Consider the following 12211-nt stretch of genomic DNA (forward strand, 5'->3'; position numbering starts at 1 on the left):
TGTGTTGCAATCATTAATTGAATTAGTATAAGCAAAAATTAATGTAGAGACGTTGCAATACAACATCTCCACAGATGTGTTATTTAGTTTGCAGCAGCACTTACTAAACCGTTGTGCCTGAGCAAAGCGATCGTACTTGGTTCACGACCCCGGAAAGTTTTAAACACCTCCATTGGATGCTTGCTACCACCGAGCGCTAGCACCGTATCACGATAACGCCGCCCTGTAGTTTTTATAGCTTCTTCATTTTCTAGCCCAGCTTCTTCAAAAGCGGCAAAAGCATCAGCACTAAGTACTTCAGCCCATTTATAACTGTAGTAGCCTGCTGCATAACCACCCTCAAAAATGTGCCCAAAAGAACACAACATTGAATCTTCTGGAAGTGGTGGTAAAACAGTAGTAGTCTTAGCTATGCGATGACGCACATCTGCTGGAGTTTCATTGCTGCCAGAACGATAACGGTAATGTAGTTCTAAATCAATACTGCTAAGGTGAATTTGCCGTAACATACCAGTACCACTCATATAATTACGCGCCGCTAGCAGCTTTTGATAATAATGCTCTGGTAGGGCTTCTCCAGTTTCGTAATGTTTAGCCATGCCAAACAAAGTGGGTCGCTCATAACACCAGTTTTCCATAAACTGACTGGGTAGTTCCACTGCATCCCATTCCACATTATTGATGCCTGCGGCTCCAGCATAGTCAACCTTGGTGAGCATGTGGTGCAATCCATGACCAAACTCGTGGAACAAAGTCTCTACTTCGTAGAAAGTCATCAAACTCGGGTTGCCATCTACTGGGGGAGTTTGGTTACATATCAAATAAGCCACAGGCAATCGGATGGCAGTTGCACCATTTTCAGTTTTGGCACGATTGATGCATACATCCATCCAAGCACCGCCGCGTTTTTCTGCTGGACGGCTATAGGGGTCTAAGTAGAAGTAAGCGATGGGAAAACCAGTTTCATCGGCTATTTGGAAATAACGGACATCCTCATGCCATACTGGGGCTTTACCATCGGCAGGGGTTACTGTAACACCAAACAGCCGCTTAACAAGCCCAAACAAGCCATCTAGCACTTGGGGAAGGGGAAAGTAGGGACGTAATTCTTCAGCGGTAAAGGCAAATTTGGCTTCTCGTTGGCGTTCTGCCCAAAAGCTGATGTCCCAATGTTTCAAATCTTGATATTCTTCTCCATAAGATGCAGCAAAAGCTTGGAGTTCTTTTAAGTCTTTGACAGCAGCATCATAACTGGCCTGGCGTAGTTCTTCTAATAGCGCTTCGACTGCCTCAACATTAGGAGCCATTTTACTTGCAAGGCTCAACTCGGCAAAACTCTTAAAGCCAAGTATATCTGCGAGTTCTTGCCGTAACTCCAAAATACGCACAATTAACGGGTTATTATCTAAATCGCCACTAGAAGCACGAGTGATATGAGCTTTGTAGAGCTTTTCACGCAAATCTCTGCGGGTGCTGTGCTGCATGAAAGGGCCGTAGCTGGGGAAGTCTAAAGTAATGCGCCAAGGGCCATTTTCTGGTGTGGCGTTCTCTTCTTTTGCCGCACGTGCAGCTTGGGCAGCTAAACTCACCAAACTTGGTGGTAAACCGTCAATTTCCGCTTTTGTTGTCAGGGTTAAGCTAAAGGCTTTCGTAGCATCAAGTACATGGTTAGAGAATCTAGTAGAAAGTTCTGCCAACTCCATCTGAATGGCATTGAAACGGTCTCTTACCTCTCCTTTTAAGCCAACACCAGAAAGTTCTGCATCTCGAATGGCGGCTTCTACAATGCGCTGTTGGGCTAATTCTAAAGTTGCCCAACTATCACTGCTACGGAGTGCCTTAAAAGCATTGTATATGGGTTGGCTTTGACCGAGTTTGTTGATAAATTGTACAACTAGTGGCTGTACGATTTCATGAGCTTCGCGCAGTTCCGGGCTATTTTTAACACCCATTAAATGATTTACCGTCCCCCAACTCCAGGTAAGCCGTTCTGTCAGCTTTTCTAAGGGTTCTACTAAATCACTCCAAGTAGGCTGTACGCTAGCCTCTAAAGTGGCAAGTTGCTGGTCAAGTTCTGCTAACAACTGATTGAAGGCGGGTACTACTCGTTCTGGTTTAATCTCTGTAAATGGAGGTAAACCAGTGCCTTGGAGTAAGGGATTATCAGAAATAATGGTACTTGCACTCATAGTTTTGTGTGAACTGCGAACGAATAAAAATCAACAATGATTTTTAGTTATATATCTTCTAATGTAACGATCGCTGTGCTATTTATTATTGCCATTGTGGCAAAAAGGTAAAAAAAACGATAATTCCTCACAAAAGTATCCTGATATGACTATTTTGTTTAGTTTATGAACTTTGCGATCGCATATCATAGGTACTTCGCATTGGGAACAGGGTGTATTCACCTAGCTCACTCTGACTAAAGGCGATGCCTATGGCGGGCTACGCCTACGCAAAAAGACGCGATCGTGTATTATGTCAAGCATGGGCGTTACCTAAAAAGCAGAGTTTCAGCCCGATAACTGCACGTTTTCAAGGCGTAGAAGCGTACAAATTAACTGAGCGTCAGCGAGCGTCCTTAGCAAACCGAAAAGGAAGGCTCCAGATTTCCATATTTATGATATTATTTGGCAACTCATCTTTTTACTCGTAAAATCGAAGACAAGATCAAGGTCAGTAGAAAAGAGTCCCTAAATTAATGAATACGTTAATCAGTCAGGGTGGAAGAGCTATCACTAAATTTCAGGTGGTAGACCGGATAAACGATATAGCTTGGCAAGCTCACCAAGGCAGCGTTGCGGCGATTATTCAGTTATTGAACGAAAAGCTAGCCCAGTCGTGTGTCAGAACTAGAGCCATTTTTTCTGATGGTGTCTTACAAATTCTGTGCGAGGCAGCTAAAGTAGAGCAACTAGAGCAATCTCCCCTGGTAGAACAAATCCAGCAAATTCTTGAGTCTATCGCCCCGCGTTACATTCGCCGCGTCAAGATCAACAGTCGGATTGTTCGAGAACAACAATTGCTGTGGTTAAAAGAAATAGATAGCGATCGCGAAAATCAATTGCTTTGGTCACACGAAATTACATTGATTCAGCCCAATATTGTAAAGCAATTAATTAAAGATTTCACAGAAGCTCAAGCTGAACTAGGAAAACCAAATTATCCTAAAACTCAAGTCTCTCGTCCTTTAGTACTCATTAACAAAGAAAAATACAAAAATAAATCTAAAACAAAAATATTAGCGGCAGCTGGTTTATGCTCGCTGTTGTTGCTTACTTGGGTTGTTTATGCCCAGCTAGGTAATAAATTGAAAAACCTCATACAACCAGAAACTTCCAAATCTTTAACTACAGAAAACACTAACGATAGGAAAGCCCAAATACCATCCCGCGCTCCTAACAATAGCTTTTCTGAGCCTTCTGACGATCCATTTCAAATATCTGTGCGAATTGCCAACCAAGCTTCTGCATCTGGTAAAACAGCTACAACCTCAACTCAGTGGTTAGAGATCGCTGCTAAATGGCAACGTGCTTCAGATTTAATGAGTACAGTGCCACAAACCCACAGCCGTTATCAAGAAGCTAAGATTCGTACTCAACTATATAAAAAATATAGTGAGGCGGCACAGAAAGAAGCTGATAAAAGTAAATCTTAGTACAACATTTCATTAATTATTAGCGAATTTTTTGCGTACCTTTGCGTTTAAATTTCAACCCTCAATTCGCCATGATTTTACGCAAAGCTGTACTTATAGGACTTCAATTTGATTTCTGAAAACATAATGAGACCCAAAAGCCCATTTGATTGGGGTTTTATCTGAAATATTGTTCAAAAATCAGAATCGTGAAAATTTTTCTTGTATAGTAGTCAAACAGTCTTGTACAAAATACTGTTGTGGACAATTGGAAAAAAAATCGACTTTATTGGCAATAAGGTCGATTTAATCAAGCAGATTAATTTGTAGAGTCAATCCAAAATCCAAAATATGTATGTCGCCTAACTCAGGAGTTCTCCTGTTTCTTGCAGGGAGTGCAAGCGGCGGTAAATACCCTCGTGACGCAAGAGTTCATCGTGGCTACCCACTTCTACAATCTTTCCTTGCTCTAGAACGACAATTTTATCCGCTTCCCGTACTGTGCTTAAACGGTGGGCAATAACAATGGTAGTGCAAGTGCCCTGAATCGATCGCATCGCTAGCTGAATTGAACGCTCAGACTCATAATCTAAACTAGAGGTGGCTTCGTCAAAAATCAGCACATCTGGTTCCACTAACAGCGCTCTCGCAATTCCCAAGCGTTGTCGTTGTCCTCCAGATAACCTGACACCTCGTTCTCCCACAACGGTGTAATAACCTTGGGGTAAGTGCTGTACTACTTCATCGACTCTGGCAATTCTACAGGCTTCCTTAACCTGCTCCAAACTGGCATTCGTTCTACCATAAGTCAGGTTATCCAAGATAGTACCGTTGAAAACGTCTACTTCTTGGTGAACGATCGCTAGCCTTCGTCTATACTTACCTACATTCAAAGTGCGAATATCTTGACCATCAATCAGAATTTGACCTGATTGAGGTTCAAAATATCGCAATAGCAATTTTACTAAAGTAGACTTACCAGAACCGGAACGCCCCACTAATGCCACTGTTTGGTATGGCTCAATCAACAAGTTGATATCTTGCAAAACTTGATGGTTGGCATCATATCCAAAACAGATGTGCGATAACTCGACTTTTCCAGTAAATTTATAAGGTGATTCTGTCTGGTTACTCTCTTCTAAAAGACTAGCTGAATCAGATGCAGTTGGCTCTTGGAGAAATTCGTGAAACCGCAGCATGGAAGAATAACGACGGGCAAAAACTTCTGCCAAATTGCTAATAGGTTCTAATTCGGCATAAGCCATGCTAGAAAGAGTTAGAGTCATGACAAAGTGACCGAGAGAAATTCTACCGTCTACTGTTGCTGCTAGAGTCAAACCCAGAATAGTAAATACGCAGAACTGAATTACAGTTCTTTGCCAAGTAGCCAGTTTTATATAACCTTTGTGGACACGATACTCAACCACCATTAGTTCGCGAGCCAAACGTTGCTTTTGCCGCTTTAGTTCGTTTGCTTCTGTCGCAAATGCCTTAACCGTTTTGATGTTGGTGATCAGTTCAGAATTGCGGCTTTCAGTATCCTCTCCATATTTATCCAGAATAGTTTCGTGCCAAATTAGCTGCTTTAAATCCTTCAAGGTAAAGCTAAGAATAAGCACAAAGGAAATCAGATAAAAAATCGCAATTCGCCACTCAATCACTAAGATAAAAACAAAAATTCCTAGCACCCGAGCTAGTTTAGGAATCAATTGTCCAGCAATTTCTGGGTACGTAAAAGTGTGGTTAGAGATACCTCTAGCTATTCTTCCAGCAATGCGTCCAGGGTTATTTTCATCATAAAATTCTAGTGGGAGAGTGAGAATTTTTTCTATGGCTGTTTGGGCTTTTTGCCGACGCAACCTTAAGGTTATACCCCAATGAAACCAATGAGTTAACCAAGGTTGTGTTGGCGCTCTCACTACAGTGACAACGAAAACTAAACCCAGTAATACACTCAAAGATAGAGTTTTAGTAATTGGATAATTGGTGATCTCCGAAAAAGTTGCGATCGCACTTTGAAGTGGTTTGTCCAAGGGTTGAGCAGATAAAATATTTAATATCTGCCCGATCGCATAAGGAACAACCAAATCAATAATTTCGTAAATGCTGGATGCTCCGATACTAAAGAGACTCAGCTTCCAATCAGAGCGAAAGTAATTGACAATATCTTGAAATTTGGCCATGATGCACACCGTCCAAGAGCGCGATCGTAAACTTGGAATTTATATACTACGCACACATTACAAAGTAGTCAATAGCTAGATGACAAATCACTCTTTGGGAGTAGTTGGTAGTTCTTGAGGGAAAAATTCGAGGCGATAGCGGTAGAGAGCAACTGGTCGAGAACCGGCTTTAAAGTAATCTGGATCTTGGGGTGAAAGATAAACAGCAGTGACTTGATCTGCTTCAATCGCCGGATTAGATGTTGGAAGTTTATGATAAGCCGTAGTAGATTCTACAGAGTTTAAATAGGGGACTGAACCGCCTTTAAATAGTTGTTGAAACACTTCTGTGGTGATGAATTTGCCATCAGGGGTAGTTTCTGTGGCCCTTGCAGTCACAATAGAAACTAGTTGGCGACTGCTACGCAAGAATGTAATTTGACGATTAGGTGAATCTGGATCTACTTTGACTAATAACACTGCTTCATCCCCTAAATAAGCCCTTGCCAAATTCAAGCTATTAAATGCTCTATCTGCTACTAAAATGGGGGATTTATAACTTATCTGAGGAAGTATTTTTAATCCAGTAATAGATGGTTGCTCTTTCACAAATCTTACTACAAAACTCACAGGCTGATTTAATTGTCGGCGATTACCTTCAAACCCTGGAGTTACAATTTCTGGTGCTAAAGGCGCAGCTAAATCTACTAAAGTACTTGTAACTTTCCAAGTACCAGCCATCCATTCAAGGTAAACCAAATCACCCGAAGCCGATTGCACTGAAGTTAGTTTTTCCCATTGGGGAAAATTTGCTAACCTTTCAGACAACTCTCCTGCAAAAGCTTCACCACCCCAGAGAAGGAATAAAAACAGCAAGCAAAAACTCCAAATTACCTTCATTACAAGCATTAGCAGTTTTGTATTTAATGGTTATTGTTTATCGATTAAAAATTAAGTAATTTTCTGTAATAAATTAAAACTTTGTAGTGAGATAATTAGCCCTATCCTGAATTTATAGTGATAGCATGACATTGGCATTAGGCATGATTGAAGTTTATGGCGTTCCCACAGCAGTGGAAGTGGGAGATGCCATGTGTAAAGCTGCCCGTGTAACCCTTGTTGGTTATGAAAACACTGATTTGGGACGAATTACCGTGTTAATTCGAGGAGCTATAGGCGAGGTGAATGTAGCTGTGACAGCAGGATTAAAGGCGGTGCTGCGAGTTCACGGTGGCGAGGTACTTTCTAATCACATTATTCCCCGTCCCCACGAAAATTTAGAATATATTTTACCGATTCATCGCAGCGTTAATATCGAGCAGTTTAGTGCAGATATCCGATTTCCTCCACCTTTATCAGTTTAGCTGTATTAAATTTCTGCTGGTGAAGGTTGCCAAACTTCCCCATACTTCTCTTTTAAAGTTTGCCAAGCTTCCACTTGTCCTAGTTCATATTCTCCCGGTTTACCCCATTGTAAAAAGAGGCTTAAAGCAGATTCCTGTTTATCATCTAAAAACCGGATAGCATAGGTTGTAAAATTACCTCTCTTCGCTTCACCTGTTTCAAATTTTACCTGAGTGATTTTATCCATATTCAAGTGAAATTCAAAGCCTTCGGTGTGCATATTCGCGTACTTTCCTTTGGGCAATTTTGCATAAAATAACTTTTCTATTTTTCCTCGTGCTTCTAACACCGCAGCACTGCTAGTAACAATTAAACGCAAAGTTCCCAGAGTCTCGCAAGCTTCTAAAAATTCTTTCAAAGTAGTACTCATAAATTGTTATCCTTTGTCAGTTTTTTCACTAATGACTAATGACTAATGACTATTTTTCATATTGTTCATAAGCAGCAACAATGCGCTGAACTAGAGGATGGCGCACGACATCTTTTTGGGAAAATTCGCAAAAGGCAATGCCTTCAACGTGTTTTAAAATTTGTAAAGCCACTCCTAAACCCGATTGTTGATGAAGCGGTAAATCAGTTTGTGTCATGTCGCCTGTAATCACCATCCGCGAACGGAAACCCAAACGAGTCAAAACCATTTTCATCTGAGCGGGTGTAGTATTTTGTGCTTCATCGACAATTATAAAAGCGTTGTTGAGGGTGCGTCCCCGCATATAGGCGAGTGGTGCAACTTCAATCACACCGCGTTCCATCAAACTGGGTACTTTTTCTGGGTCGATGAATTCATAAATAGCATCATAAAGTGGGCGAAGATAGGGATTAACTTTCTGCTGTAAGTCTCCAGGCAAAAAACCGAGTTTTTCACCAGCTTCGACGGCAGGGCGAGTTAAAATTAGCTTTTCCACTTGGTTGGCAAGGAGTGCTTGGACGGCGACAACAACAGCGAGATAAGTCTTGCCGGTACCAGCAGGGCCAATTCCAAAGGTGAGGTCACGTCTACGGAGTGCGTCGATATATTGGCGTTGGCGAAAGGTTTTGGCACGGACTTCTTCACCCCGGCGACTTTTGGCGAGGACATCTCGCTGTAAATCTTGCAGTTCCCCTTGGCGATCGCTATCTATGGCTTGACGGGCTGTTAAAATATCGGCACTGGAGATAGTATGGCCTTTAATCCAGAGGTCTTCAAGCGATCGCACTAATCGAGAAGCCAGATCAATTTGCCCTTCAGTACCAGAAATCACTAATTCCTGTCCGCGTAGCACTAAAGTGGCTCCTGTTTGCCGAGATAGGATTTTGAGATTTTCTTCTCCATCTCCGCCAAGAGCGATCGCACTGAGAACATTCGGCAGCTGAATTGTTAAGGCACCTGCCATAGTATTTCTTAATTGGTGAGGATCTGTATTTGACAAAGGTTAATTTTTCTCGCTAACGGCGAAATTATGCTTTTATTACCTACATTCTGAAAAATTTTTGTAATAAATGAATCGTCCGTAGGGGCGTATAGCTTACCCTCATCCCCTAACCCCTTCTCCCAATATGGGAGGAGGGGAACTGGAGAATTTACTCCCCTCTCCTATGTTGGGAGAGAAGCTGGGGGTGAGGGCATAGCCCCTACTGGTGAAGAGTCCAAAAAAAGATTTTTAAATCTTTTTGCTACTTTCCATCGTTATAAAAATTCTGAGCGGAGGTAACAACAACCGCTCAGATTTGCTCTTTAGTTTCAACCTAGCGGAGGCGCGGTTTAACAATGGGTTTAGGCCCATCATTTCGCGGTTCTCTCTTAGTTGGTGGTGGCGATCGATCTTCTGTGTCTTCATCAAAAGACATACCCTCGCGGCCCGGCGTGGTGCTGCCGTAGATATCTAGGTATGTTGATTGCCCAGCTGCGGCTGCGGCTGCGGCAATTACTGTACGAATCGCCTGAATATTGCGTCCCCCTCGACCAAACACTTTTCCTTTATCTGTGCTTTCAAAGGCGATGCGAACCCAAACCCGGTTGAGGGCCTGAGAAATTTCACAATCGACACTTAATGTCTCTGGAGATTCCAAAAACGGCTGCACCAAAAACCGAACCAGCTCAACATAGTTGGGGCTAGCTGTTGGGAGTTTTGTTCCGAAATTATGATGCGGCTGTTGCACTGACCTGCTCAAAAACATTAGCTTTTACTAGAATGCGACGAACGGTATCAGTGGGTTGAGCGCCTTGTTGTAGTCGCTTGACGATACCGGGAACGTCTAGTCGCACTTCATCAGTTCTGGGGTTATAAAAACCCAATTCTTCTAAGGGACGGCCATCGCGGCGAGCGAGGTTGTTAATGGCGACAATGCGGTAACTTGCTTCCCGCTTTTTACCGAATCGTTTCAAGCGCAGTTTGATCATGGTTGAAGAATCATTCTCCTGTTGTTAGGTATTAGTTAGCAACTAATTGGTGAGGAAGTAACCTAAATCTGGCTGTTGCCGAGAAATTGAGGGTTAGTTTCCTCTGCTGATAAATTCTGAGGTCGAAATGCTAATTTTAGCACTGCCTAGCATTTGCTGCTATTTGTCATTAGTCCTTTGTCATTAGTTCTTTGTTAATGACTAAAGATTACCAAAGCCTTTTTTCTTTTTATCTTTGGGTTTTTTCTTTTTCGTAGCTGGGACACCATCATAACCTCGCCATCCGGGGGCTGCGGGACGATTACCAGCACCTGCGAAGGCATTACCCATACCACCGCCACCGCCGAACATTCCCGGCATTCCAGGGAAGCCACCTTGACCCATTTGCTGCATGAGCGATCGCATTTTTTGGAAATCACCCACCAGTTTCGTTACATCTGACTCTCTATAGCCGGAACCAGAAGCAATCCGCCGCCGCCGACTGGGAGAACTGGCTAATAAATCGGGGTCGTGGCGTTCTTGGCGAGTCATGGAGTTAATCATCGCCTCACAGCGCTTTAACTGGGTTTCTCCCTGTTTGAGTTGATCGTCTGAAAGCTTGTTCATCCCTGGAATCATCTTGATCAAGCCTCCCAGAGAACCCATGTTCTTCAGCATCCGCAACTGCTTGAGAAAATCAGTAAAGTCAAACTTTGCTGACAGGATTTTCTCCTGCATTTTCTCAGCGTCGGCTAAGTCAAACTCTTCCTGGGCTTTTTCTACCAGGGTGAGCACATCGCCCATACCGAGAATCCGCGATGCCATGCGATCGGGATAAAACGGTTGCAGTGCCTCGACTTTCTCACCCACGCCCACAAATTTAATCGGCGCTCCCGAAATCTTTCGCACCGAAAGCGCTGCACCACCACGGCTATCACCATCCATTTTGGTGAGAATTGCCCCAGTAATTCCGATCTGCTCGTGGAAGGTGCGGGTAAGATTTGCGGCCTCTTGACCAGTCATCGCGTCCACTACCAAGAGAGTTTCATGGGGTTGGACAGTTGCTTTGATGCGGGCTAATTCCGCCATCATATCTTCGTCAATTTGCAGGCGTCCCGCAGTATCAATAATTACTGTATTTACACCTTCTGCCCTAGCGCGTTCTACACCTTGTCGGGCGATTTCTACGGGATCGGCGTCGCTTCCTAGTTCAAATACTGGTACGTCAATTTGCTTACCCAACGTTAGCAACTGATCGATCGCTGCTGGGCGATATACGTCTGTCGCCACCAACAAGCAGCTACGCTCTAATTTTCTCAGATGTAAGGCTAACTTAGCGGTAGCTGTGGTTTTACCAGTACCTTGCAACCCAGCCATTAGCACAATAGTCGGCTGTTCCTTGGCTTCTGCAATGGGAACATTTTCTTCTCCCATCACCTCCACCAGTTCATCGTGAACAATTTTGATGAACTGTTGGTCAGGTCGCACGCCAGTAACCACCTCGGCTCCCTGGGCTTTGGCTTCGACTTCGTTAATAAAATCTTTGACTACCTGGAGATTGACATCTGCTTCCAACAGGGCGCGGCGCACTTCGCGCAATGCATCTTGAATGTTGGATTGAGAAATTTTGTCCTGTCCCCGCAGTTTTTTCCAGGCGGATTCTAAACGGTCAGATAATGCATCAAACATAATGTAATTACAGGTAGTTCGCCAATGGGGAATTCTAAACCGCCGATGAATGGGATTTGGAATTTCCGCTAAAGTTTTAACGTGCTATTTACCAGCTTAGTATTTTTCACCGCGACTGTAGCAATCAGATACGGATTGGGGAAGAAGCAGGGGAGCAGGGAGCAGGGGAGCAAGGGAGAAGTTGCAGTAAGTTTTCCCCTCTGCACTTTGATCTCTCTGCCTCTTTATCAATGGACTTCTTGCATAAGTGGAAGGTGGGGTTCCCTCTGGGGATAAGTGGCGGGGGTAAAGGTATGGAATTTTCGCTTCCCCCTCTTCATGACGATCGCGCGTTTAGTGTGTAGCGCTTATCCGATGCGATAGATTTAGACTGAGCGAATCGTATCACTTCTTATCTCGACAAGACCCCAAGTATACAAAAATAGAACTTTTTCTGGAGAAATATCAATGAGCATTTCAATGTATCAAGCTTCAGTACCAGTGTTTATTCACACACTAAATAGCCTTGTAGGTCTTCTGGAAAAAGGTGCTACATATGCAGAAACAAAAAAAATAGATCGGTATGTGTTGGTCAATAGTCGTCTATTCCCAGATATGTTTCCATTGTCAAAACAAGTACAAATTGCCTCTGACATCGCAAAGAGAGGTGCTGCACAATTAGCAGGGGCAGAAGCACCCAAGTTTGAGGACAATGAAACTACATTGCCCGAACTTATTGACCGCGTTCAGAAAACTATCTCTTATTTAGACACATTTAAACCCGAACAAATAGATGGTTCGGAAGATAAAACAATTACCATTACGCAGGGTGACAAGAGCCTATCTTTTGAAGGAATGCCATTTCTGCTATATTTTGTTTTGCCAAACGTTTATTTCCATGTCACAACAACCTATGACATTCTCAGACACTGCGGTGTAGAGCTTGGCAAAAAAGACTTTCTCGGCAAGCCTTAACGC

11 protein-coding genes are annotated in these 12211 nt (G+C 43.2%); 3 read left to right on the forward strand and 8 right to left on the reverse strand.

All coding sequences use genetic code 11. The features are described 5' to 3' along the window. Positions 1–83: 83 nt before the first annotated feature. The gene (locus V7K44_RS16455; protein ID WP_334933019.1) at positions 84–2189 is read right to left on the reverse strand and encodes a M3 family metallopeptidase; all 2106 of its coding nucleotides are present in this window, start codon (positions 2187–2189) and stop codon (positions 84–86) included. A 515-nt stretch (positions 2190–2704) separates the two neighbouring features. On the opposite strand from V7K44_RS16455, the gene V7K44_RS16460 reads away from it, so the two are divergent. Further along, positions 2705–3661, forward strand: a complete 957-nt coding sequence (locus V7K44_RS16460; RefSeq protein ID WP_334933020.1) for a hypothetical protein — start codon at positions 2705–2707, stop codon at positions 3659–3661. Between the two features lie 341 nt (positions 3662–4002). Here the strand turns inward: V7K44_RS16460 and V7K44_RS16465 are convergent, their stop codons facing one another. Both V7K44_RS16465 and V7K44_RS16470 read right to left on the reverse strand, forming a co-directional pair. Further along, positions 4003–5823 (reverse strand): ABC transporter ATP-binding protein, encoded by a 1821-nt coding sequence (locus tag V7K44_RS16465; RefSeq protein WP_334933021.1) that lies wholly within the window; start codon positions 5821–5823, stop codon positions 4003–4005. A gap of 87 nt (positions 5824–5910) precedes the next feature. Further along, positions 5911–6711 (reverse strand): DUF6816 family protein, encoded by an 801-nt coding sequence (locus tag V7K44_RS16470; RefSeq protein ID WP_334933022.1) that lies wholly within the window; start codon positions 6709–6711, stop codon positions 5911–5913. 116 nt (positions 6712–6827) lie between these two features. Here V7K44_RS16470 and V7K44_RS16475 point away from each other — a divergent pair, with 116 nt between their 5' ends. Next, the gene (locus V7K44_RS16475) at positions 6828–7166 is read left to right on the forward strand and encodes a carbon dioxide-concentrating mechanism protein CcmK (RefSeq protein ID WP_334933023.1); all 339 of its coding nucleotides are present in this window, start codon (positions 6828–6830) and stop codon (positions 7164–7166) included. Between the two features lie 5 nt (positions 7167–7171). On the opposite strand, the gene V7K44_RS16480 is transcribed toward V7K44_RS16475, so the two are convergent. The 5 genes from V7K44_RS16480 to ffh all read right to left on the reverse strand — a co-directional run bounded on the left by V7K44_RS16480 (position 7172) and on the right by ffh (position 11254). Next, a complete protein-coding gene (locus V7K44_RS16480; protein WP_334933024.1) occupies positions 7172–7576 on the reverse strand; it encodes a ChuX/HutX family heme-like substrate-binding protein in 405 nt (134 codons plus the stop codon). Between the two features lie 49 nt (positions 7577–7625). Next, complete coding sequence (locus tag V7K44_RS16485; protein WP_334933025.1) at positions 7626–8579, reverse strand: PhoH family protein; 954 nt, start codon at positions 8577–8579, stop codon at positions 7626–7628. Positions 8580–8931: 352 nt separating this feature from the next. Beyond that, a complete protein-coding gene (locus V7K44_RS16490; RefSeq protein WP_322663291.1) occupies positions 8932–9363 on the reverse strand; it encodes a KH domain-containing protein in 432 nt (143 codons plus the stop codon). Then, a complete protein-coding gene (gene rpsP / locus V7K44_RS16495) occupies positions 9326–9586 on the reverse strand; it encodes a 30S ribosomal protein S16 (RefSeq protein WP_012409382.1) in 261 nt (86 codons plus the stop codon). The genes V7K44_RS16490 and rpsP overlap by 38 nt, the downstream gene beginning before the upstream one ends. Positions 9587–9787: 201 nt before the next feature. After that, positions 9788–11254 carry a signal recognition particle protein gene (ffh, locus tag V7K44_RS16500; protein WP_334933026.1) on the reverse strand — a complete coding sequence of 489 codons (1467 nt, stop codon included), beginning with the start codon at positions 11252–11254 and terminating at the stop codon, positions 9788–9790. A gap of 447 nt (positions 11255–11701) precedes the next feature. On the opposite strand from ffh, the gene V7K44_RS16505 reads away from it, so the two are divergent. After that, positions 11702–12208: a DUF1993 domain-containing protein gene (locus tag V7K44_RS16505; protein ID WP_334933027.1), complete on the forward strand. Its 507-nt coding sequence runs from the start codon at positions 11702–11704 to the stop codon at positions 12206–12208. Positions 12209–12211 lie beyond the last annotated feature (3 nt).

Source organism: Nostoc sp., from assembly GCF_036917235.1.
Classification (GTDB): Bacteria; Cyanobacteriota; Cyanobacteriia; order Cyanobacteriales; family Nostocaceae; genus Nostoc.